This is a genomic window from Herbidospora galbida (assembly GCF_005233835.1).
GTDB lineage: Bacteria > Actinomycetota > Actinomycetes > Streptosporangiales > Streptosporangiaceae > Herbidospora > Herbidospora galbida.
The window spans coordinates 21,679-45,175 of record NZ_SZQA01000049.1; the positions used below are offsets into that span (position 1 = coordinate 21,679).

A 23,497-nucleotide genomic window follows, 5' to 3' on the forward strand; every position below is an offset into this window, starting at 1 on the left:
CGAACTTCTGAACTGGCCCGCGCCACAGGGTTAGTGTAGCCTTACCTAAGTTTTACTGGGGCGAGGCGGAGGGTGACGGGTGAGGGCTGTCCTGTGGCGGGCGATCTCGGGGCAGCGCCGTGACGTCGTCACCGGTGCCGTGCTGGGAGCCGCCCACCAGGCCGGTGAGGTCATGGTCCCGGTGCTGATCGGCGTGGTGATCGACCAGGCGGTGGCCGGGGGCGACCTGCCCGCGCTGGCCCGGTGGCTCGTCGTCCTGGCCGTCGTCTACGTCGCGCTGTCGTTCTCCTACCGCTTCGGCGCCCGCGCCGGTGAGCGCGCCGCCGAGCGGGCGGGCCACGCGCTGCGCATGGAACTCGTCGAACGGGTCCTCGACGCGCGCGGCGGCGCCGAGGAGGGCCGTCTGCCCGGCGCGCTGACCAACACCGCGACCGAGGACGCCAAGCGCGTCGGCGCGGTCAACATGTCGGTGATGCTGGCCGTCTCCGCGCTGATGGGCATCGTGGTCGCGGCGGTCGTGCTGCTGCGCATCTCCGTTCCGCTCGGCCTGGTCGTGCTGGCCGGCACTCCCCTGCTGCTGTTCCTCGGCCACCTGCTGAGCAAGCCGCTGGAGAAGGCCAGCGAAGACCAGCAGGACCGCGCCGCGCACGCGTCCGGCGTCGCGGCCGACCTGATCAAGGGGCTGCGGGTGCTGAAGGGCATCGGCGCCGAGACGGCCGCCGTCGCCCGCTACCGGGTGACCAGCGGTGACTCCCTCGCCGCGACCCTGCGCGCGGCCCGCGCCGAGGCCCTGCAGACGGGCCTGGTCGTCGCGCTCACCGGCGTCTTCATCGCCGTCGTGGCGCTGGTCGGCGGCCGGCTGGCCGCCTCGGGTGCGATCACGCTCGGCGAGCTCGTCTCGGCGGTGGGTCTCGCGCTGTTCCTGATCGGCCCGCTGGAGGTCTTCGCCTGGGTGAACGCCCAGTTCGCGATGGGCCGGGCCTCGGCGGCCCGGATCGCGGAGGTGCTCGCCGCCCCGCACGCCATCGCCGCCGGCGCCTCGGAAGTCGCTGTTCCGATACGCGGCTCGCTCCGCCTCCGCGCCGTCTCCCACGACACCCTGAAGGGCGTCGACCTGGAGGTGGCTCCCGGTGAGGTGCTCGGAGTGGCGGCCGTCGACCCGGCCGACGCGGTCAGCCTGCTGAGCTGCCTGGGCCGGACCGCCGACCCGGCGTCCGGGACCGTGGAGCTCGACGGGGTGGCGCTGGCCGACCTCGACCCGGCCGCGCTACGCGACGTGTTACTCGTCGCCGAGCACGACGCCGACCTGTTCGAGGGCACGCTGCGCGAGAACGTCGGCGGCGCCCACCCCGAGGCGATGGCCGCGGCGGGCGCCGACGAGGTCGCCGACGAACTGCCCGACGGCATCGACGGCCACGTCAGCGAACGCGGCCAGTCGTTGTCGGGCGGTCAGCGGCAGCGGGTCGCCCTGGCCAGGGCGCTGGCGGCCGATCGCGCCGTCCTGGTCGTCCACGACCCCACCACCGCGGTCGACGCGGTGACCGAGGCGCGCATCGCCTCCCGGTTGCGCGACGTCCGGCGCGACCGCACCACGATCCTCGTCACCACCTCCCCCGCGCTGCTCGCGGTGGCCGACCGGGTGGTGCTGCTCGACGGCGGCCGGATCACCGACGCCGCCCCGCACGCCGACCTGGTGTCCCGCAACTCCGTCTACCGGACGGCGGTGCTCGCGTGAGCCGCGAACTGCTCCCCGTCGCCACGGCGGCCCGCACCCGCGCGGTGCTGTTCGACCTGATCCGTCCCTATCGCGCGCTGGCCCTCGGCGGGTTCGCCGTGATGATCGTGGCCACCTCGATCGGGCTGCTCACCCAGCCGCTGCTCGGCGCCATCGTCGACCTGGTCGACGCCGGGGAGCCCGCCGCCGCGATCACGACGCCGGTGCTGGCGCTGGTCGCGGTCGCGGTCACCCAGGGCGGCGCGATGACCCTCGGGCTGGCGCTGGTGTCGCGGCTCGGCGAGACCGTGCTGGCCCGGCTGCGCGAGCGGTTCGTCGACCGGGCGATGCGGCTGCCGCTCGAACAGGTCGAGCGGGCCGGGTCGGGCGACCTGACCGCCCGCGTGACCGGCGACGTCTCCCTGATCGCCGAGGCCGTCCGGGTCGCGCTGCCCGAGATGGCCCGCTCGGGCCTGGCGATCGTGCTCACCCTGGGCGCGCTGGCCATCCTCGACTGGCGGTTCCTGCTGGCCGCGCTGATCTCGGTGCCGGTCCAGTGGCACACCGCGCGCTGGTACGTCCGCAACGCCGGTCCCCTCTACGCCCGCCAGCGGGTGGCCGGAGGCGCCCAGCAGCAGCAGCTCCTCGACACCATCGGCGGCGCGAAGACCGTGCGGGCGTTCCGGCTGGAGGCCGACCACACGGCCAAGGTCGCCGAACGCTCCAACACCGCCGTGGCGCTGACCCTCAAGGGCGTCAACCTGGTGCTGCGCTTCTACAGCCGCCTGCACGTCGCCGAGTACGCCGGCCTGGCCGCCGTGCTGGTCGCCGGGTTCTTCATGGTCCGGTCGGGCGCCGCCTCGATCGGCACGGCGACCGCCGCCGCCCTCTATTTCCACTCCCTGTTCGCCCCGGTGAACACCGCCCTGGTGCTGATCGACGACGCCCAGTCGGCGGGCGCCGCGCTGGCCCGCCTGGTCGGCGTCATCGACCAGCCCGAACCGGCCGCCCTCGACCGGCCGAAGGCCCCGCGGATCGAGGTCTCCGGGCTCGGCCACGCCTACGACGAGGGCCGGCCCGTGCTGCACGACGTCGACCTCACGATCCGCGAAGGCGAACGGGTCGCCCTGGTCGGCGCGAGCGGCGCCGGGAAGACGACCCTGGCGAGGCTGATCGCCGGCATCCACCGGCCGTCGAAGGGCACGATCGCCGTCCCCGGCGAGGTCGGCATGGTCACCCAGGACGTGCACGTCTTCGCCGGTCCGCTGGCCGACGACCTGCGGCTGGCCCGGCCCGACGCCACCGACGCCGACCTGCGCGAAGCGCTGACCAGGGTCGACGCGCTCACCTGGGCCGAGACCCTGCCCGACGGGCTGGCCACGGTCGTCGGCGAGGGCGGCCACCGCCTCACCGCGACCCAGATCCAGCAGCTCGCGCTGGCCCGGCTGATCCTGGCCGACCCGCCCGTGGCCGTGCTCGACGAGGCGACCGCCGAGGCGGGCAGCGCCGGGGCGCGGGTGCTGGAGAAGGCCATCGAGACCACCATCGAGGGCCGCACGGCCCTCATCGTCGCCCACCGCCTCACCCAGGCTGCGGCGACCGACCGCGTCGTCGTCATGGACGGCGGCCGCATCGTGGAGAGCGGCCCGCACGACGAGCTGCGCTCCTCCGGCGGCCGGTACGCCTCCCTCTGGGAGGCGTGGTCCGGAGTCCGCCCCACCAGTGAAAACCCCCTCGAATAAGGAAATTCGATGCTCGGCATTACGAGAGGCATCCGGTTCGCCGCGGTGCTCGCCTCCTCCCTCCTGCTCGGCACCGTCGCCGCCTGCGGGTCGTCGTCGGAGACGGCAACCCCCGCCGCGTCGGCCCCGGCCGCCCCTCCGGCCGGCACGACCGCCCCCGCCGCCGCCTTCCCGGTGACGATCGAGCACAAGTTCGGCGCCACGACCATCCCGGCCGCGCCGCAGCGCGTCTTCACCGTCGGCCTGACCGACCAGGACGCCGCCATCGCGCTCGGCGTCGTCCCCGTCGGCACCACCAACTGGTTCGGCGGCTTCCCCGGCGCGATCGGCCCGTGGGCCACGCCGAAGCTGAACGGCGCCCCCGTCCCGACCCTGCTGGAGGACCCGGGCACCGGCCCGCAGGTCGAGAAGATCGCCGCGCTCAAGCCCGACCTGATCCTCGCCCTGTACGCCGGCCTGACCAAGGAGCAGTACGAGACCCTGTCGAAGTTCGCCCCGGTCGTCGCGCAGCCGGCGGCGTACAACGACTACGGCATCCCGTGGCAGGAGCAGACTCTGATCACCGGCAAGGCCCTCGGCAAGGAGACCGAGGCCAAGGCGCTGGTCGACGAGGTCGAGACCAAGTTCAAGACGATGGCCGCCGAGCACCCCGAGTTCGCCGGCAAGAAGGCCGTCGTGGCCACGCCCTATGAGGGCTTCTTCGTGTACGGCAGCCAGGACACCCGCTCCCGCAACCTCGTCTCGCTCGGCTTCAGCCTGCCCGCCGACCTCGACTCGGTGATCGGCGACAAGTTCGGCGCCAGCATCTCCAAGGAGCGCAGCGACCTGCTCGACCAGGACCTCATCATCTGGACGGTCCCCGACACGAAGAAGGACGTCGAGACGCTGCACAAGGACGCCGTCTACAAGGACATGAAGGTCGTCGCCGAGGGCCGCGAGGTCTTCGTCGGCGAGAGCACCAACTACGGTGTGGCGTTCTCGTTCGTGACGGTGCTGTCGCTCCCGTACGTCCTCGACCGGCTGGTGCCGCAGCTGGCCCAGGCGATCGACGGCGACCCCGCGACCAAGGTGGAGCCCGCCGCCGACTGATCACCGGCAGGGCCGGGAGGGGTCCGCGTGGATCACCTCCCGGCCGGCAGCACGCTGATCAGCTCGTACAGGGCGTGCGCGGCGGCGATGCCGGTGAGCTCGGCGTGGTCGTAGGCGGGGCTGACCTCGACCAGGTCGGCTCCCACCACATGCAGGCCGTCGAGCCCGCGCAGAACCTCCAGCAGTTCGCGGCTGCTCATCCCGCCGGCCTCCGGCGTGCCGGTGCCCGGTGCGTATGCCGGGTCCAGGACGTCGATGTCGAGCGAGACGTAGACCGGCCGGTCGCGCAGCCGGTCGCGGACGCGCTCGATGATCTCGTCGAGCGATCGCCGGGCGAAGTCCCGGGCGTGCACCGCGGCGAAGCCGAGCCGCTTGCTCTCGTCGAGGTCCAGACGGGAGTACAGCGGGCCGCGCAGGCCCACGTGCATCGAGTGCGCGTGGTCGATCAGGCCCTCCTCGGCGGCCCGCCGGAAGGGGGTGCCGTGGGTGTACGGCGAGCCGAAATAGGTGTCCCAGGTGTCCAGGTGGGCGTCGAAGTGCAGGACGGCGACCGGCCCGTACCGCTCGTGGTGGACGCGCAGCAGCGGCAGGGCGATCGTGTGGTCGCCGCCGAGGGTGATCAGCTTGCGACCGGTGCCGGCGAGTTCGGCGGCGGCCCGCTGGATCGTCTCCAGCGCGCTGCCGATGTCGAAGGGGTTGACCCCGACGTCTCCGGCGTCGGCGACGAGCCGGGTGGCGAACGGCGCGGTGTCGAGGGCCGGGTTGTACGGGCGCAGCAGCCGGGACGACTGCCGGATGTGCCCGGGGCCGAACCGCGCCCCGGGCCGGTAGCTGACCCCGGTGTCGAAGGGGACGCCCCAGATGACGGTGTCCGCGCCGGGCTGGTCCTGCAGCCGGGGCAGCCGGGCGAAGGTGTTCTCCCCCGCGTAGCGCGGGACGATCGTCGCGTCGACGGGGCCGCCCGGCGCGGAGCGGGGCTGGTCGAGCGCCGAGACACCGGCTGAGATGTCGGGAATCACGCGTGCCCGCCCAGCCGGTCGAGGACCGTGCGGGTGACGTGCTCGACGAACCAGTCGCGGTGGATCAGGCCGGCCACCCATTCGGAGGTGCCGGAGTTGAAGACGGTCCCCTCGCCCCGGGTGAAGGTGGCCATCATGGCCGAGCCGTAGGTGGGCCGTCTGGTGCCGTCGTCCCGCTCGACCCAGTGGGTGTCGCGGTACTCCTCGATCCCCGCCAGGCCGGGGTCGCCGAGCGGCACCGCGCCCGCGAAGTGGTCCTCCTCGTAGCGGACGGCGGGTCCCATCGCGATGATCTCCAGGTTGCCGGGGGCGCCGTCGGCGCCGGTGGCGAAGGGCAGTCCGTCCCGTACGACATGGGCGCAGCCGTCGACCTCGAAGGTGGCGATCCGGGCGGGGTGCCCGCCGAGGAGGTCGCCGTAGTAGAGGTCGGTGCCGGCCAGCGTCCAGTGCTCGGGCCGATAGACCTGCAGGCCGCCGTGGCCGCGTGGCGCGGAGGCGCCGTAGCCGGCGTACACCCCGGCGAATCCGGTCAGGCCCATGGTGGCCGTGGCGGGGCGGCCGATGAGGGGGTGGTCCCAGTGCAGGGTGACCAGGTGCTGGTCGGGGGTGCCGAAGACCGGGTCGTCCTCGGGCACGTACTTGTGGCAGATCTGGGTGGTGCCCTCGATGCGCACCTGCCAGCAGAAGTTGGCGCCGAACCGGGCGACGTTGCCGCCGCGGTCCACCAGGGCGTCGATCGCGTCGCGCATCCGCCACGACCAGTATTCGTCGTGGCCGACCAGGACCGCGCACTGGTAGCCGTCGAGGGCGGACGGGTCGCGGTCCAGGTCGTCCTGGGTGAGGTAGTCCAGGACGTAGCCCTGCTGCTCGGCCCAGACGGCGAAGGGCCGTTCGTAGGTGGCCCAGAACGCGTCGGCGTGGTGGCGGCCGTAGTCGCGCAGCCGCGCCCACTCGTACACCGGATAGCGCGGTTCCCAGAACGGCGGAACATGCTCCTCGTACCGGTTGCGCGGGGCCCCCGGCGGCTTGCGCAGGAACCCGCGTGACAGCGGGCGGAGCATGGAGAGCCGGGGCGAGGCGACGTCCACGGCGGGGTCGTCGCCGAGGCCCCGGTAGGCGTTGGCGCCGCCCCAGTCGTTGTAGGACAACAGCGTGCTGGTGGTCAGGACGAGCGCGTAGGGGGTGCGCCGGCCGGGCTCGGCCGAGCGGACCACGAAGAAGTGCTCGTTCTCCACGACCTGGCCGCCCGCCTCGGCCCGGATGATGATCAGGTACATGGCCGACGGCCAGTCGCCGGGGATGGCGATGCGCGCGGTGACGGGCCACCCGCAGCCCTCTGCGTAGGCGTCGGCCGGGGTCTCCGGCGCGGTGCCCGGCAGGTCGGTCTGCCGGTGGACGACCTCGGGGTGCGCGCCGTCGCGGATCACGGTGAGGGAGTAACGGTCGGCCGTGGTGTACGCGGACACCTCCACGGTCTCCCCCGGGCCATAGGAGAAGCGGTCGGTGTAACACCAGGCATCCAGCCCCTCCCCGGTCGGCCGCGGCGAGGGCCAGCCGGGCGGGGACCAGGCGGAGCGCGGGACGGGGTAGGCGCCGCTCATCGCGCACCTCCCGGGATCCCGACGAAGATCTTCTCGGTCGCTTCGAGGGTGTGCCACCAGCCGTCGAACCCGGCCGGCACCAGGAAGGACTCCCCCGCCCCGAATTCGCGCCGGCCGCCCTCGGCGTCCTCGATCGCCACCCGTCCGCGCAGCAGGACGCAGACCTCGTGGTAGGGCCAGCTCGGGATGCGCACCGAACCGGGGGCGCCCTCCCAGGCGCCGGCCAGCGCGCCGGGGACGTCGAGGCGGGCCCGGTGCTCGACCTCCCGCCAGCCCGGGGAGACCTCGGCGTAGTCGGTCGGCGGCGGGACCACGGTCACGCCGTCCCTCTTGGAGATCGTCTGGACGTCGAGAACTGTCATAGGGGACGTGCCTCCTCGGCCGCGGACAGTGCCGGGCCGTCCATGCGCGGCGTGGCCGCGACCAGCGATCGGGTGTACTCGTGCCGCGGATGACGCAGCACGTCGTCGGGCAGGCCGCGTTCGACGATCTCGCCGCGGTGCATGACCGCGAGCTCGTCGGCGACGTAGCGCGTCACCGCCAGGTCGTGCGAGATGAAGAGCATGGTCAGGTCGAGCCGGGCGCCGAGGTCGCGCAGGGTGTTGAGCACGGCCGCCTGGACGGAGACGTCCAGGGCGGAGACCGCCTCGTCGGCGATGAGCACCTCGGGTTCGACGGCGAGCGCGCGGGCGATGCCCACCCGCTGCCGTTGCCCGCCGGACAGGCCGCGCGGGCGGGCGTCCAGGACGGCCGCGCCCAGGCCGACCAGCTCCAGCAGTTCGACGGCGCGGTCGGTGGCGGCCCGCCGGTCGGCGACCTTGCGGTGCACCAGCAGCAGCTCGGTCAGGGTCCGCCGGACGGTGTGCATCGGGTTCAGCGCCGAGCCGGGGTCCTGGAAGACCATCTGGATGCGGGTGGCGTCGGCCCGGCCGCGCGGTGTGGGCAGCACCGCGCCGCCGAGCCGGACGGTGCCCGAGGCGGGCGCGGCGAGCCCGGCGATGACCCGGGCCAGGCTGGACTTGCCGCAGCCCGACTGCCCGACCAGGCCGAGGGTACGGCCGCGCGGGATGTCCAGGCTGACGTGGTCCACGGCCGGGTGAGCGGACCGGTAGTCCACCACGACGTCGTCCACCTGGAGCAGCGGAGCGGCCCTCATGCCGTCCCTCCCCCCAGTGGGCTGACCAGGGCCTTCCGGTCCAGCGGCGGCCCGCCGAGGTCCGCCACCCGCAGGCACGCGCTCCTCGACGGCGACCCGGGCACCTCGGCCAGGGTGTGCGCCAGTCCGGCGCAGGCGGGCAGGGCGTGCGCGCACCGGGGGGCGAACCGGCAGCCCTCCGGCCGGTCCGCCGCTCCGGGCTGGCCGCCGGGGATGGCCGCGAGCGGCCGGTCCCTTGGAGTGTCCGGTGTCGGCATGGAGCGCAGCAGGCCCGCGCTGTACGGATGGGTCGGCCGGGTGAAGACCTCGTCGACGGTCCCGGTCTCGACCACCTGGCCCGCGTACATCACCGCGACGCGGTCGCACAGCCGCCGGACGACCCCCAGGTCGTGGGTGACGAACACGATCGACAGCCCGCGCTCGACGCGGATGCGATGCAGCAGCCGCAGGATCTGGTCCTGCACGGCGACGTCGAGAGCGGTCGTCGGCTCGTCGCACAGCAGCACCGACGGCTCGGTGGCCAGCGCCATCGCGATCATGACGCGCTGGCGGAGCCCGCCGGAGAGCTGGTGCGGCCACATCCGGGCCTGCGCCGCCGGGTCGGGCATGCCGACCTCGGCGAGCAGGTCCACCGCACGGCTCCGGGCGGTCCGCCGGCTCCAGCCGTGGCGGGCCCGCGGCCCGGCGGTGACCAGGTCGCCGATCCTCATGGTGGGGTTGAGCGCGGTCATCGGCTCCTGGAACACCATGCCGATGCCCCGGCCGCGCGCCTCGGCGAACCGGTAGGGCCGCAGCGCGCCGTCGCGCTCCAGCTCCAGGGTGCCGCCGGCCTGGCGGACGCCCTCGGGCAGCAGCCCGGTCACGGCGCGCAGGGTCAGGCTCTTGCCCGAACCCGACTCGCCGACCAGCCCGAACGCCTCGCCGTGGGCGACCTCGAAGCCGGCGTGGGACACCGGGCGCAGCGGAGCGTCGGCGGTGCCGGTCTCCAGGACGAGGTCGGTGATCCGCAGGACAGGGGTCATCGCTGCAGCCTCCGCTCCAGGCCGCCGGCGATGAGCCGGACGGCGACGCCGACGAGGATGATCGCCAGTCCGGGCATCACCGACACCCACCACTGGTTGCGCAGGAAGGGCTGCCCCTCGGCGATCATCTGCCCCCACTCGATCCCCGGCGCCTGGATGCCCAGGCCGAGGTAGGACAGCGCCGCGAGATAGCTCAGCGCGAGCACGATGTCGGAGGCCGCGTAGACCACGGCCTGTGGCAGGGCGTTGGGCAGGACGTGCCGCAGCAGGACGCGAGTGTGCCCGAGCCCGGCGGCCTGGGCCGCCCGGACGTAGTCGAGCTCCCGCAGCCGCAGCACCACCCCGCGGACGAGCCGGGCGTAGGTCACCCAGGCGCCCACCGCGGCCCCGACCAGGAACGATCCGGCGCCCGGCCCGAGCAGGAAGACCAGGACGATCAGCAGGATGTAGGACGGGAACGCCTGGATCAGGTCGGCCAGCCGCATGACCGCGGTGCCGATCCAGCCCCGGGCGTACCCGGCGAGCGCGCCGAGCACGATCCCGATCACGGCCGGCACGGCGGCCCCAAGCAGGGCCAGCGGCAGGTCGGTCCCCGCCGCGACGAGCACCCGGGCGAAGACGTCGCGGCCGAGCTGGTCGGTGCCGAACCAGTGCTCGGCGGTGGGCGGGCGGAACCGGGCGGTCAGGTCGGTGAGCGCCGGGTCGTGGCCGGTCAGCGCGCCGGCCGCGAAGCTCGCGGCCAGCAGGAGAGTCAGCAGCACCGCGCCGGTCACCAGGGCGGTGGCGCCGGAGCCGCGCCGGGCCCGGCGGCGGCCGAGCACCTGGACGAGGGCCATCACACCTCCACGCGAGGGTCGAGGAGGGCGACCAGGACGTCGCCGACCAGGTTGACCGCCACGACGGCCAGGGAGAACACGAGGGTCAGGCCCTGGATGACGTTGAAGTCGCGGTTCTGCGCGGCCTGGGTCAGGCTCAGCCCGAGCCCCGGCAGCCCGAAGGTCGACTCCACGACGACCGCGCCGGACAGCAGCAGCGTCGTGAGGGCGGCCAGCAGCGACACCGGCGGCACGGCCGCGTTGCGCAGCACGAACCGGCGGGTCAGCGTCCAGCCCCGCACGCCGGCGGCCTGGGCGGCGGCGTGGTACTCCGAACGCCGCGCCTCGACGATGCCGCTGCGCAGGCTGGCCATCAGGACCGGCGCGACCGAGACGCTGAGGGCCAGGGCCGGCAGCACCGCGGCGCGCAGCACCGTGGCGGGGGTGTCGCCCCAGCCGCCGATCGGGAACGCTCCAGTGGGCAGCGCCACCCCGGCCAGCAGCACGATCCCCAGCCAGAAGGTCGGGACGCCGACGCCGAAGGCGGCCACCACGTTGATCAGCCGGTCGGCCAGGCCGTCGGGCCTGCGGGCGGCGAGCAGGGCCGTCGCGCCGGCGATGACGACGGTGAAGACGGTGCTGACGGCGAGCAGCACCAGCGTCACCGGCGTGCCCGACGCGATCAGGGTGCTGACCTTGGTCGAGCCCGTCGCGGTGGTGCCGAGGTCGCCGGTCGCGACCCGGCCGAGGTAGTGGACGAACTGCAGCCACACCGGCTGATCGAGGCCCAGATGGACCCGGATCGCCTGGAGCGTCGCGGCGCTCGCCCGGGGCCCGGCCACCTGCAGGGCCGGGTCGCCGGGGACCACCTTGAGCATGGCGAAGACGAGGAGGAGCAGCACCAGCGTCAGCGGGATCGCCTGCAGCAACCGCCTGCCGACGAACCAGAACCGTCCGCGGCCGGTCATCGGATCACGACCCGGTGCGGATCCGGACCGCGGCGGCGTCGTAGGACAGGAACGGCGTGGCGGTGAAGCCCTCGACGTAGTCCGCCACCGCGAACGCCGTCGACATGTTGACCAGGCCGATCACCGTCGACTGCGCCTGGGCGTCGTCCTGGATGGCCCGCACGGCGGCGTCCTTGACGGAGTCCTCGGTGGTGGTGGTGCCCTCGGTGAACTTCTCCTTCAGCAGCGCCGAGTCAGCGCCGGTCCAGGGCGACCAGGCGGCCAGGACGAAGCTGATCGGGTCGAACACCGTGGGCGAGATCGCCGACAGGTCGCTGATGAGCATGTCGTAGTCGCCGCTCTGGCCCTGGGAGTAGACCGTGGCGCTGTCGCTGGGCTTGAGCGTCACGTCGACGCCGATCTGGGCGAGCTGGTCGCGCAGCAGCTGGGCCATGGTGGTGAGCGTCGAGCTGGCGCCCTCGAAGCCGAGGGTGAGCGTGACCGGCTTCTGGTCGGCGCGCTTGGCCATCAGCGCCTTGGCGGCGGCCAGGTCGAAGGTGTACGGCGTGGTGGGCGGCACCGAGTTGGGCACGTTGGTCGGCAGCATGCCCGTGGCCGGGACCACGTAGCCCTGCTGGACGCTGGCCAGCGCCTGGCGGTCGATCGCGGCGGAGATGGCCTTGCGCAGGTTGACGTCGGCCAGGGCCGGCCGCTTGCTGTTGAGCATGAGGTCCCGGGCCTGGCTCGGCTTGGGGATACGCGCCTGCTCGGCGGGGAGCTGGTTGCCCTCGTCGGCGGTGAGGCCCTCGATCAGGTCGAGCTGGCCCCCTTGGAAGGCGAGCATCTGCTGGGCGGCGTCGGCCGAGGTCTTGGTGATCACCGTGTCGACGTGGGGCTCGCCCTTGGCGGCGCCGTAGTAGTGGGGGTTCTTCTTCAACGTGATCGTCTCGGACGGGCCGGGGTTCTGCCAGGAGACGAACGCGAACGGGCCGGCGCCGATCGGCTTGGTGAAGAACTCCTCGGGCTTCTTCCCGGCGTAGTCGTGGGGGTAGACCGTCGAGGTGCACCAGGTCAGCAGCGCCGGCAGGAACGTGTCGGGGCGGGTGAGGTGGACCACGACGGTGTGCTCGTCGGGGGCCTCGGCGCTCTTGACCATGTCGTAGTAGGCGCCGCTGGTCTTGCCGTCGCGCCACTGCTCGAAGGAGAAGGCGACGTCCTTCCCGGTGACCGGGGAGCCGTCGCTGAAGCCGGCGTCCTCGCGCAGGTGGAAGGTGTAGGTGCGGGCGGAGGCGTCGTAGTCGTAGGACGCGGCGATGCCGGGCTGCACGCCCGAGCCGTCCGGCTTGTTGGTGAGCAGGTTGCCGTAGATCATCGGCATCGTCGAGATCGACCCCGCGCCGTAGCAGGAGTCTCCCGACATGCCGTCGACGGCGACGGTACGGCCGATGACGAGGTCGTTGTCCGCCTTGACGGCTCCGGTGCCGGAGCCCCCGGCGGCGCCGCCGGTTCCCGAGCCGCAGCCGGCGACCAGCGCGGCGGCGGCCAGGGCGGCGGCCGGCTTGGTCCATGTGTTCATCGCAGCCTCCAAGACATGCGCGGCCTCGTACGGGGGAGACCCGGGCTGGCTTTCGGCGCAAAGCTATCGACCGATAGGCTAGAGACACAACCCCTTCTGGTGTTAACCAAATATTAATTTCGGATTGCCCAAAAACCCTGGTTAAGCTACCTGACGCCACCCCCTCCGGAGGACCGCCATGATGCTCACATGACCCGAGGCGGAGGAGTCACCAGAGACCGGATCCTCGTGGAGGCCTCGCGGCTGTTCGCCGAGCGCGGCTACCACGGCACGTCCACCCGCGACATCGCCGACAAGGTCGGGATGCGGCAGCCCTCGATCTACAGCCACTTCGCGACCAAGCACCTCATCCTGGCCGAGCTGCTCGACGCCGACCTGGTCCCCGCGCGGGCGCGCATCCGCGCCGCCCTGGACCTGGCCGGCCCGGTGGCCGCCCGGCTGCACGCCTATCTGCAGGTGGACGTCGCCGCGATCCTGTCGCTCCCCTACGACGTCCGCGGGCTGTACAACGACGACGTGCTGCGCGCCCCGGAGCTCGCCGAGCAGGCCGGGCGGCGGGCGGAGATCCACGACCTGACCCGCGAACTCATCGAGGCGGGCATCCACGGCGGCGAACTGGTCCCCTTCGACACCGGCTTCGTCCAGCACGCGATCACCGGCCTCCTGCTGGAGGTGGTGCGGGAGCGCGGCGCCGCCCCCTCCGGCGCGCCCGCCGCCCGCGCCCTTGACGTGGCCGACTTCGTCCTGCGCGCCGTCCTCGTCGAGGCCGGCACGCTGGACGACGTCCGTGCGAAGGCCGGCGCCCTCGTCCCCGACATCACCGCCATGGCCACCCCCCGCCCCGTGGCCTGATCACGAGTCCGAGCCACAGACGGGCGGCGACGGCGTGGCTCGGGGGCAGGCGGCCACGGATGCGCACCCGGCTTTTCAGGCAGGTCGTGCAGCGCGGCAAGGTGAACTCGACGTCCCCAGGCCCAGGATCCGGCGAGGCCTGCGGGCCCCGCCGATGAGTTCGCCGCCAGTGCCGAGGCCCTGGGTGAACGGGTCGCGGACTTGAATCGAGGCCGGGCCCGCGAAGGCCCGGCCTTCTGCGTTATCGCAGGCTCTTGGGGCGCATGTCCGTCCACGTCGCCTCGATGTGGTCCAGGCAGGCCTGCCGTGCCGCCGGGCCGAAGCTCACCGTCCAGCCCGCGGGCACGTCGGCGAACTCGGGCCACAGGCTGTGCTGGCCCTCCTCGTTCACCAGGACGGTGTACACCCCGTCGGGGTTCTCGAACGGGTTGCTGCTCATGCGCGGTTTCCCTTCTCTAGCGCGTCGCGCCACTTGTCGGCCAGGTCGGGCGCCCCGGGGGCGCGCGTCCAGGTCGCGGTGAACACGCCGTCCATGGTGACGGCGTCGATGGTGTACGGGTGGGTCAGGGGGGCGTCGGGGTGGTCGGGCGTCTCCTCAGCGGAGGAGTCGACGGTCCAGTCGCCGCCCTCCGAGGAGGTCGAGCGCCCGAGGTAGTTCAGCAGGACCTCCGGTTCGCCGTCGCCGTGGACAGTGATCTTCGTGAACCAGCCGACCGTACGCGACAGGTCGTGGTCGCCGTCGCGGCCGTGGCCCTCGACCTCGATCGTGACGTCGCGGCCGAAGGCCTCCCGCAGCGTCGCGACCAGGTACGCGTCGGTGACGTCGAAGGCCGGGACCTCGGTCACCGACGTGAGCGCCTCGCGGACGAGGCCGTGGACGCCCGTCTCCGGCAGGTCGTCACCGGCCGAAGCCCACCCGCGGAACTGGACCGGAACCGGAGCCAGGGCCTCGCCCCGCCACGCCGCCGCGAGGTCGTCGACGATGACGCCCCACGACACGGCGTCGACCGCCAGGTGGTGGATCGACAGCCGGACGCGGTCGCCGAGCCAGTCGACGGCGACCATCCGGCCGGTGCGCGGGTCGAGGTCGCCCACCGTGAACTCGCCGATGTGGAGGCCGTCGTCGGCGAGCCGGGAGCGGAGCATCGGGTGGCGCTCGGCCACCTGCCGCAGAAGCTCGTCGAACCGATCACGGGTCAGCCCGGCCGGGACGCGGAGCACGGCCGACTGGCAGAACGACTCCATGTGCGGCCGGCGGACCAGGCGGCGCATGATCGGGGTCAGCGGGATCGCCGCCCGCCGGGCCGCCTTCGCGAGGGCCTCGACCGTGCGGTGCTCGAAGATCTGGCGGGCGGTGACCGTCCAGCCCTCGGCGCGGGCGCGGGCGATGACGCGCATGGCCAGCAGGCTGTCGCCGCCGAAGGCGAAGAAGTCGTCCGCCACGCCGATGCCGACGACGCCCAGCACCTCGGCGAACACCGCCGCCAGCGCCTGTTCGGCCTCCCCTGCCGCAGGGCGGCTCTCCGACGGCGTGAGCGAAGGCGCGGGGAGCGCCGCCCGGTCGAGTTTGCCGTTGGGCAGCACCGGCAGCCGGTCGAGGGCGACGAAGGCGCTGGGGACCATGTAGCCGGGGAGTTCCCCGGCGGCCAGGTCACGCAGGCCGTCCACGCCGCCGACGACGTAGGCGACCAACCGGCCGCCGACGACCTGTACCGTCACCTGCGTCGCCCAGCGGCTCAGCACCGCCTCGATCTCGCCCGGTTCCACCCGGTGGCCACGGACCTTCACCTGGTCGTCGGCGCGGCCCTGGTAGTCGAGCCGGCCGTCGGCGGTCCAGCGGGCCAGGTCGCCGGTACGGTACATGCGCTCCCCCGCCGCGAACGGGTCGGCCACGAACCGTTCCGCCGTCAGGCCGGGCCGGTTGAGGTAGCCGCGCGCCAGGCCGGCGCCCGACAGGTAGAGCTCGCCGGTGACGCCGGGGGCGACCGGGCGCAGGCCCGCGTCCAGGACGTAGGCCCGGGTGTTGGCCACCGGGCGGCCGACCAGCGGGGTCGCGCTGTCGCCCGTGTGAGCGACCAGCGCGTCGACGGTGGCCTCCGTCGGGCCGTACAGGTTGACGCCGTTGCGCATACGCGTCCACAGCGCGTCGCTGACCGCCTCGCCGCCGACGCCGACGAGCGCGAGCGGGCCGTCGTCGACCAGGCCCGGCATCTGGGCCAGGAACGACGGGGTGACCTCGATGAAGTCGATCGCGTGGTCGCGGACGAACCGCTCCAGCAGGACCGGGTCACGCCGCGTCTCGTCGTCGGCGACGTACAGGGCGTGGCCGTCGACCAGCCACAGTTGCGGCTGCCATGACGCGTCGAACGAGAACGACCAGGCGTGACCCACCCGGAGGTGGCGGCGGCCGGTGGCCGCCTTCACGCGGTCGTGGAGGTCGGCGCGGTGGCTGTGGAACAGGTTCGCCAGTGACGCGTGCGTGACCACGACGCCCTTCGGGCGGCCGGTCGAGCCGGAGGTGTAGATCACGTAGGCGGGGTGCCTCGGGTCGTACACGTCCGGGAGGTCGGCCGAACCGTCGAGACCCTCCAGCGACTCCAGGACCAGCACCGGAGCGGCGTCGGCGAGCATGTCGGCGACGCGGGCCTGCGGCAGCGCCGGGTCGATCGGCAGGTACGCCGCCCCCGACCGCAGCACCGCCAGGATGGCGATGACGTGGTCGGCCGTGCGCGGCAGCGCCAGTGCGACGATCTGCTCCGGGCCCGCGCCGCGCGCGACCAGCGCCCGCGCCGTCGAGTCGACCGCTTCGGTGAGTTCGGCGAACGTCCACGACCGGCCGTCGGCGACCAGGGCCACCTCGGCAGGGGTGGCCGCCGCCTGGGCCGCGAGCAGTTCGGGGACGGTGCCGCCGGTTTCCAGAACCGCGCCGGCGCCCCGGTCGAGCAGCCACGCGCGCTCCCCCGCCGCGAGGCCGTCGAGGGCGCCCACCAGCGGGTCGTCGGCGACCCGCCTCAGGATCTCCACCAGGGCGTCCGCGACGCGTTCGGCCCTGGCCCGGTCGCCGTGGAACTCGGCCGTCAGCACCAGTTCGTCGCCGGGCTCGACCGCCCAGGTCAGCGGGTAGTGGGTGGCGTCATGGTGGGCGATCGGGGTGAACCGGTCGTGGCCGCCGGCGTCCGGGTAGGACTCGAAGACCATCAGGGTGTCGAACAGGTCCCCGGTCCCGGCGGCCTTCTGGATGCCGGCCAGGCCGAGGTACTGGTGCTCGATCAGCGCCGCCTGCCGGTCCTGGAGGCGGGTCAGGTACGCCGTCATCCGCTCCCCCTCGCGCGGGGTGGCCCGCACGGGGACGGTCGTGATGAACAGGCCGACCGCCGACTCCGACCCGGGCATGTCGCGGCCGGAGACCGTCGCGCCGAACACGACGTCGTCGCGGCCGGTGAGGCGGGCCAGCAGCAGGCCCCACGCGCCCTGCGCGACCGTGTTGAGCGTGAGCCCGGCGGCTCGCGCGTAAGCGGTGAGGCGGTCGGTCTCGGCGCGCGTCAGCCGCACCTCGTGGAGCCGCGGCAGGGCCGGGCGGTGGCCGCCCTGGTCGAGCAGGGTCGGTTCGGCGCCGTCGAGTTCCGCCGCCCAGGCGCGGGCGGCGGCGTCGGCGTCCTGGCGGGCCAGCCACTCCAGGTGGTCGCGGAACGGGCGGGCCGCCGGGTGCGGACGGCCCTCGTAGAGGGCGGTGAACTCCGCCATCAGCGCGGGCAGCGACCAGCCGTCGAGGAGGACGTGGTGGTGGGTGAGGACGAGGCGGTTCCCGGCCAGCAGCAGGCGCAGCAGCGGCGGGCGGTCGACCACGAAGCCGGTCCGCTCGCGGGCGAGTTCGGCGTCGAGGTCCTCCGGGGCGACCTCCCGCCACGGGAGGTCCACCCGCCGCGGGATCACCGCGACCGGGCGGCCCGACGACAGGTGGCCGAAGCCCGCGCGCAGGTTCTCGTGGCGGTCGAGCAGGGCCTGGCCGGCCGCCCGCAGCCGGGAGGCGTCGACCTCGCCGCCGATCTCGTAGACGACCTGGACGGTGTAGACGTCCTCCTCGTCGTAGGAGGCGTGGAAGAGCAGCCCGGCCTGGAGCGGGGTGACCGGCAGGATCGGGTCGGCGAACTCGGCGCGCTCCTCCGGGGTGAAGAAGGTGACCGACCGCTCGTCGGCGGAGGCCTCCGCGGAGACGGCCGCGAGGCCGCGTACCGAACGGAAGCGGAAGACGTCGCGCGGGGTCAGCTGGAGGCCCGCGGCTCTGGCCCGGCCGACCAGGCGCATCGCGACGATGCTGTCGCCGCCGAGGGCGAAGAAGTCGTCCTCGGCGCCGACCCTGTCCAGGCCGAGCACGTCGGCGAACACCCCGGCCAGCGTCTCCTCGCGCGGCGTCGCCGGGAGGGCGTCGCCCGCGGTGAAGCCGGGGGCGGGCAGGGCGTTCCGGTCGAGTTTCCCGCTGCTGGTCAGCGGCAGCGCGTCGAGCCAGACGACGGCGGCGGGCACCATGTACTCGGGCAGCGTCCGGGCCAGGTCGAGCTCGCGCGGCTCGCCGACCACGTAGGCGACGAGCCGGTCGTCGCGGGCCACCACGACGTTGACGCCGCCGATGGCGGCCTCGATCTCGCCGAGCTCGATCCGGAATCCGCGGATCTTGACCTGGTGGTCGGTGCGGCCCAGGTAGGACAGGGTGCCGTCGCGGTTCCAGCGGGCCAGGTCGCCGGTACGGTACATGCGCTCCCCCGCCGCGAACGGGTCGGCCACGAACCGTTCGGCGGTCAGGCCGGGCCGGTCGAGGTAGCCGCGCGCGAGCTGCACGCCCGCCAGGTAGAGCTCCCCGGCGACGCCGGGCGGGACCGGCCGGAGCCACCGGTCGAGCACGTAGGTGCGGGTGTTCCAGATCGGGCGGCCGATGGTGACCTCGTCGCCGGTCACCTCGACGGCCGTGACGTCGACCGACGCCTCGGTGGGGCCGTAGAGGTTGTGCAGTTCGGCGTCGACCCGCTCGTGGAACCGGGCCGCCAGGTCGGCGGGCAGCGCCTCGCCGGAGCAGAGCACCCGGGTCAGGCCGCGCACCTCGACGTCGAGGAACGCGCGCAGCATCGACGGCACGAAGTGGACCGTCGTCACGCCCTCCCGTTCGATGAGACCGGCCAGGTAGGCGGGGTCGCGGTGGCCGTCGGGCCGGGCCACGACGAGCGCGGCGCCGGTGATCAGCGGCCAGAAGAACTCCCACACCGACACGTCGAAGCTCGCCGGGGTCTTCTGCAGGACGCGGTCGGCGGCGGTCAGCCCGTATTCGGCCTGCATCCACCGCAGGCGGTTCGCGATGCCCTCGTGCGGGACGACGACGCCCTTCGGGCGGCCGGTCGAGCCGGAGGTGTAGATCACGTACGCCGGGCTCTGCCCCGGGTACTCCGTCGGCAGGTCGCCGTACGGGCCGGCCGGGAGCGGGCCGTCGACGACGATGACGGGCCTGGCCTCGGCAAGCATGTACGCCCGGCGCTCCGCCGGCAGGTCCGGGTCGAGGGGCAGGTAGGCGGCGCCGGCGCGCTGGACGGCGTACAGAACCGTGACCAGCTCGATCGAGCGCGGCAGCGACACCGCGACGGTCGTCTCCGGGCCCGCGCCGAGACCGGCCAGGACCCGGGCCGTCGCCTCGACGCGGGCGTCGAACTCGGCGTAGGTGAGCCGGGTGTCCTCGAAGACCAGCGCGAGCGCGTCGGGGGTGCGGCGGGCCTGCTCGCGGAACAGCTCGGGCAGGGTGGCCGCCGGGAGCTCGACGGCCGTGAAGGCCGGGGGCTCCTCGACGTGGACGTCGAGGTCGCGTACCCGGGCCGACGGGTCGGCGGCCACCTGGCGCAGGAGCCGCACCAGGCGGGCGGCGAGCAGGTCGGCGGTGGCCTGGTCGAACAGGTCGGCGCTGTACTCGATCCAGCCCTCGACGCCCGCCTCCCGCTCGATGAAGTCGACGCTCAGGTCGAACTTCGCGGTGTCCCGGCCGGTCTCCATTTCGGTGACCGTGAGGCCGTCGAGCGCGGGCGGGGCGGCCTGGCCGGTCAGGTAGACCACCATGACCTGGAACAAGGGGTGCCGGGCCAGCGACCTCGGCGGGTCGAGCACCTCGACGAGCCGCTCGAACGGCACGTCCTGGTGCTCGTAGGCGGCCAGCGCGGTGTCCCTGACCCGGCCGAGCAGCTCGGCGAAGGTCGGGTCGCCGCTCAGGTCGGTCCGCAGCACCAGCGTGTTGACGAAGAACCCGACGAGGTCTTCGAGGCTCTCGTCGCCCCGGCCGGAGATCGGGGTGCCGAGGGGGATGTCCTCGCCGGCGCCGAGCCGGTTGAGCAGGGCGGCGACGGCGGCCTGGGTCAGCATGAACATGCTGACGCCGTGCGCCCGCGCGACCTCCCGGAGGCCCCCGAACAGGTCGGCGTCGAGGGTGAAGCCCGCCAGCCCGCCCCGGAAGGAGCTCTCCGCCGGGCGCGGCCGGTCGGCCGGGAGGACCAGCTCGTCGGGCAGGTCCCGCAGCGCCTCCTCCCAGTGGGCGGTCTCCCCTTCGGGGGCCCAGAGGGTGTAGTCGGCGTACTGGACCCGGAGCGGCGCCCACTCCGGCGCCTGGCCCCGGCGGCGGGCGTTGTAGGCGGTGGCCAGGTCGCGCCGGAGCGGCGCGTCCGACCACTCGTCGGTGGCGATGTGGTGGACGACCAGCGTCAGCACGCCGCCGTCGAGGTGCGCCCGGATGGGGATCTCACGGTCGAGCGCGAACCCGGACGTCACCGGGCCCTCGACCAGCGGCACCGTCACGTCGTCGAGGATCAGCTGGTAGGGCTCGCCGTCGCGGTCGGGGAAGACGGTCCGCAGCGCCTCGTGCCGTCCGGCGACGTCGTTCAGGGCGTGCCGGAGCGCGTCGACGTCGAGCGGGCCCTCCAGCCGCCAGGCCATGGTGATCTCGTAGGCGCCGGCGTCGTCGATCCGGTCGAGCAGCCACATCCGGCGCTGGGCGTAGGAGAGCCTGAGGAACTCCGGCCGCTCCACCGGGACGGGCCCCGGCCGGACCGCCTCGCCCAGCCGGAGGGCGAGCCGGGCCGGGGTGGGCGCGTCGAAGACCGCCCGCAGCGAGACCTCGGCGCCCAGCACCGCCCTGATCCGGCTGACCAGGCGCATGCCGAGCAGCGAGTGGCCGCCGAAGGCGAAGAAGTCGTCGTCGGGGCCGATCTCGGTGCCGAGCACGTCGGCGAAGACCGCGCACAGCACCTCCTCGCGGGCGTCCCGGGGGCGGCGCGACACGGAGATCTTGCGTTCGGGGGCCGGGAGCGCCCGGCGGTCGAGCTTCCCGGCGACCGATCTCGGCAGCGTGTCCATCGCCACGAACGCGGCCGGGACCATGTGGTCGGGCACCTGCGCGGCGACGTGGGCGCGCAGCTCGCCCTCGGTCGCGGCCGAGACGACGTAGGCGACCAGCGTCTCCTCGCGCACGATCACCGCCGCCTGGGTGACGGCCGGGTGGGCGCGCAGCACGGCCTCGATCTCGCCGAGCTCGATCCGGAACCCGCGCAGCTTCACCTGGTCGTCGGCGCGGCCGAGGAATTCGAGCGTGCCGTCGGGGCGGAACCGGGCCAGGTCGCCGGTACGGTACATGCGCTCCCCCGCCGCGAACGGGTCGGCGGTGAACCGCTCGGCGGTCAGGCCCGGCCGGTTGAGGTAGCCGCGCGCCAGCCCGGGGCCCGCCAGGTAGAGCTCGCCCGGCACGTTGGCGGGCTGGGGGCGCAGGCGGGCGTCCAGGACGTACACGCGGATGCCGGCCACCGGGGCGGCCCAGCCGTCGTGCCAGCCGTAGGCGTCGACCGCGCACTCGGTCGGGCCGTAGAGGTCGTGGACGACGACCCCCTCCTGGTTCTTCAGCCGCTCCCACAGCTCGGGCGGGGTGGCCTCGCCGCCGACCGTGAGCACCTTCGGCGCGTAGCCGTCGAGGAACCCGTGGTGCATGAGTTCCCGCAGGTAGGTCGGGGTGAGGTCGACGTAGTCGAGCCGCTCGCGCTCGATCAGGGCGAGCAGCGCGGCCGGGTCGGTCATGGTCTGCTCGTCGGCCACGTACAGCGCGTGCCCGGCCAGCAGCCAGAGCAGCGGCTCCCACGAGCCGTCGAAGCTGAACGACGCGGCGTGCAGCGCCCTGGCCGGTTCGGCGGCGATCAGGTCGCCGGCGTGGCTGGCGAACAGGTTGGCGATGCCCCGATGGGTGCCGACGACGCCCTTGGGCGTGCCGGTCGATCCGGAGGTGTAGATGACGTAGGCCGCGCTGTCGGGCTCGACGTCGGCGAACTCCGCGGAGCCCTCGACGTCGTCGAGGGAGGCCAGCACGCACACGGGCCGGGTCTCGGCGATCATGTACGCCAGCCGGTCGGCCGGATAGGCGCGGTCGATCGGCAGGTAGGCGGCCCCCGAGGCGAGCACGCCCAGGATCGCCGGCACCATCTCGGCGCGGGAGACCGCGAGGCCCACGATCTTCTCCGGCCCCGCGCCCTTGGCTGCGACGTGCGCCGCCACCGCGCGGGCCGTCGCGGCCAGTTCGGCGAAGGTGTAGGCGCGGTCGGCGGTGACCAGAGCGGTGTCGGAGGGCCTGGTCACCGCCAGCTCCTCGACGATCGACGGGATCGACCGGAACGGGAGCGGCCGGTCGTCGCTCCGGACGGGGGCGTCGCCGTCGAGCAGGACGGGCAGCTCGCTGACCCGGGTGTCGAGCCGGAGCCCGCCGAGGAGCCGCAGCGCGCGGGCCGCGAGGTCGGCGGCGGTCCGCTCGGTGAACCGGCCTTCGGCGTATTCGAGCAGCAGGGTCATGGCCGGGCCGTCGACGAAGGTGAAGTCGAGGTCGAACTTGGCCGTCTCGATCCGGGTGTCGATCCACTCGGTCTCCAGGCCGAGCACGCCGGGGTCGCCGGGGTCGCCGCCGGGCCGGTAGTGGTAGCCCATCATGACCTGGAACAGCGGGTTGCGGCCGGGCACGCGCGGCGGGTTGAGGTCCTCGACGAGCCGCTCGAACGGCAGGTCCTGGTGTTCGAAGGCGGCCAGGTCGGCCTCCTTCACCCGGTCGAGCAGCTCCCCGAACGTGGGGTCGCCCGAGAGGTCGGCCCGCAGGACGAGGGTGTTCACGAAGAACCCGACGAGGTCGTCGAGCCCTTCGTCGGTACGGCCCGCGATCGGCGCCCCGATCGGGATGTCGTCGCCCGCCCCCAGCCGGTGCAGCAGGGCGGCGACGGCGGCCTGGAGGACCATGAACACGCTGGTCCCGGTGGCGGCGGCCAGCTCCCTGAGGGCGTCGGCGTGGGGGACGTCCAGGCGGATGACGCCCGAAGGGCCGCCGGGGACGCGCGGGCCGTCGTACGGCAGGGCGATCTCGTCGGGCAGGTCGTCGAGCCGGTCGCGCCAGAAGGCGAGCTGGCGGTCGCCGTCGTGGGCCAGCAGGCGCTCCTGCCAGAGGGTGTAGTCGGCGTACTGGACCGGGAGCGGCTCCCAATCGGGGGCCGCGCCGAGGAGTCGCGCCCGGTAGGCGGTGTCCAGGTCGCGCAGGAACGGGCGGTCGGACCACTCGTCGGTGGCGATGTGGTGCAGGATGATCGCCACTTCGTGCTCGTCCGGGCCGGTCGGCCGGACGGAGACCCGGATGGGCGGCTCGGCCGTCAGGTCGAAGGGCCGGTGGGGGTCGTCGGTGAACGTCAGCGGGAGGTCGGTGACGACCTGGTAGGGCTCGCCGTCGATCTCCTCGATGACGGTGCGCAGCACCTCGTGCCGCCGCACCACGTCGTTCAGCGCCTGCTCGAACGCGGCCCGGTCGAACGCGCCGCGCACCTTCATGACCAGCGGGAAGTGGTAGGCGTCGCCGCCCGAGAGGCGTTCGGCCAGCCACAGACGCCGCTGCGCGGCCGACGCGGGCACCCGGCCGGGCCGGGGC

General features: G+C 73.7%; 14 protein-coding genes. 4 read left to right on the top strand and 10 right to left on the bottom strand.

Annotated elements, in window-relative coordinates:
- Nucleotides 1-79 precede the first annotated feature (79 nt).
- From FDA94_RS34280 to FDA94_RS34290, 3 genes are read left to right on the top strand one after another with little or no spacing between them, the layout of a single operon-like run.
- On the top strand, nucleotides 80-1,735 hold the full coding sequence (locus FDA94_RS34280; protein WP_246060307.1) for an ABC transporter ATP-binding protein: 1,656 nt from the start codon (nucleotides 80-82) through the stop codon (nucleotides 1,733-1,735).
- Nucleotides 1,732-3,456: an ABC transporter ATP-binding protein gene (locus FDA94_RS34285; protein WP_137251215.1), complete on the top strand. Its 1,725-nt coding sequence runs from the start codon at nucleotides 1,732-1,734 to the stop codon at nucleotides 3,454-3,456. Before FDA94_RS34280 ends, FDA94_RS34285 begins: the two co-directional genes overlap by 4 nt.
- A 9-nt stretch (nucleotides 3,457-3,465) precedes the next feature.
- A complete protein-coding gene (locus FDA94_RS34290) occupies nucleotides 3,466-4,545 on the top strand; it encodes an iron-siderophore ABC transporter substrate-binding protein (RefSeq protein WP_137251216.1) in 1,080 nt (359 codons plus the stop codon).
- Between the two features lie 32 nt (nucleotides 4,546-4,577).
- On the opposite strand, the gene speB is transcribed toward FDA94_RS34290, so the two are convergent.
- From speB to FDA94_RS34325, 8 genes are read right to left on the bottom strand one after another with little or no spacing between them, the layout of a single operon-like run.
- A complete protein-coding gene (speB, locus tag FDA94_RS34295) occupies nucleotides 4,578-5,564 on the bottom strand; it encodes an agmatinase (protein ID WP_246060308.1) in 987 nt (328 codons plus the stop codon).
- Nucleotides 5,561-7,165 (bottom strand): N,N-dimethylformamidase beta subunit family domain-containing protein, encoded by a 1,605-nt coding sequence (locus FDA94_RS34300; protein WP_137251218.1) that lies wholly within the window; start codon nucleotides 7,163-7,165, stop codon nucleotides 5,561-5,563. Before FDA94_RS34300 ends, speB begins: the two co-directional genes overlap by 4 nt.
- Nucleotides 7,162-7,527: a cupin domain-containing protein gene (locus tag FDA94_RS34305; protein WP_137251219.1), complete on the bottom strand. Its 366-nt coding sequence runs from the start codon at nucleotides 7,525-7,527 to the stop codon at nucleotides 7,162-7,164. Before FDA94_RS34305 ends, FDA94_RS34300 begins: the two co-directional genes overlap by 4 nt.
- Nucleotides 7,524-8,321 (bottom strand): ABC transporter ATP-binding protein, encoded by a 798-nt coding sequence (locus FDA94_RS40135; protein ID WP_212735636.1) that lies wholly within the window; start codon nucleotides 8,319-8,321, stop codon nucleotides 7,524-7,526. The genes FDA94_RS34305 and FDA94_RS40135 overlap by 4 nt, the downstream gene beginning before the upstream one ends.
- On the bottom strand, nucleotides 8,318-9,343 hold the full coding sequence (locus tag FDA94_RS40140; RefSeq protein WP_212735637.1) for an ABC transporter ATP-binding protein: 1,026 nt from the start codon (nucleotides 9,341-9,343) through the stop codon (nucleotides 8,318-8,320). The genes FDA94_RS40135 and FDA94_RS40140 overlap by 4 nt, the downstream gene beginning before the upstream one ends.
- Entirely contained in the window at nucleotides 9,340-10,179 is an 840-nt protein-coding gene (locus FDA94_RS34315) for an ABC transporter permease (RefSeq protein ID WP_137251220.1), read from the bottom strand. Before FDA94_RS34315 ends, FDA94_RS40140 begins: the two co-directional genes overlap by 4 nt.
- Nucleotides 10,179-11,126: an ABC transporter permease gene (locus FDA94_RS34320; RefSeq protein WP_137251221.1), complete on the bottom strand. Its 948-nt coding sequence runs from the start codon at nucleotides 11,124-11,126 to the stop codon at nucleotides 10,179-10,181. Before FDA94_RS34320 ends, FDA94_RS34315 begins: the two co-directional genes overlap by 1 nt.
- A 4-nt stretch (nucleotides 11,127-11,130) precedes the next feature.
- Nucleotides 11,131-12,681 carry an ABC transporter substrate-binding protein gene (locus tag FDA94_RS34325; RefSeq protein WP_137251222.1) on the bottom strand — a complete coding sequence of 517 codons (1,551 nt, stop codon included), beginning with the start codon at nucleotides 12,679-12,681 and terminating at the stop codon, nucleotides 11,131-11,133.
- A gap of 189 nt (nucleotides 12,682-12,870) precedes the next feature.
- On the opposite strand from FDA94_RS34325, the gene FDA94_RS34330 reads away from it, so the two are divergent.
- Nucleotides 12,871-13,533, top strand: coding sequence for a TetR/AcrR family transcriptional regulator (locus FDA94_RS34330; protein WP_137251223.1), 663 nt, complete (start codon nucleotides 12,871-12,873; stop codon nucleotides 13,531-13,533).
- A gap of 241 nt (nucleotides 13,534-13,774) precedes the next feature.
- On the opposite strand, the gene FDA94_RS34335 is transcribed toward FDA94_RS34330, so the two are convergent.
- On the bottom strand, nucleotides 13,775-13,972 hold the full coding sequence (locus tag FDA94_RS34335) for an MbtH family protein (RefSeq protein WP_062331650.1): 198 nt from the start codon (nucleotides 13,970-13,972) through the stop codon (nucleotides 13,775-13,777).
- Entirely contained in the window at nucleotides 13,969-23,481 is a 9,513-nt protein-coding gene (locus tag FDA94_RS34340) for a non-ribosomal peptide synthetase (RefSeq protein ID WP_246060309.1), read from the bottom strand. Before FDA94_RS34340 ends, FDA94_RS34335 begins: the two co-directional genes overlap by 4 nt.
- Between the last annotated feature and the right edge of the window lie 16 nt (nucleotides 23,482-23,497).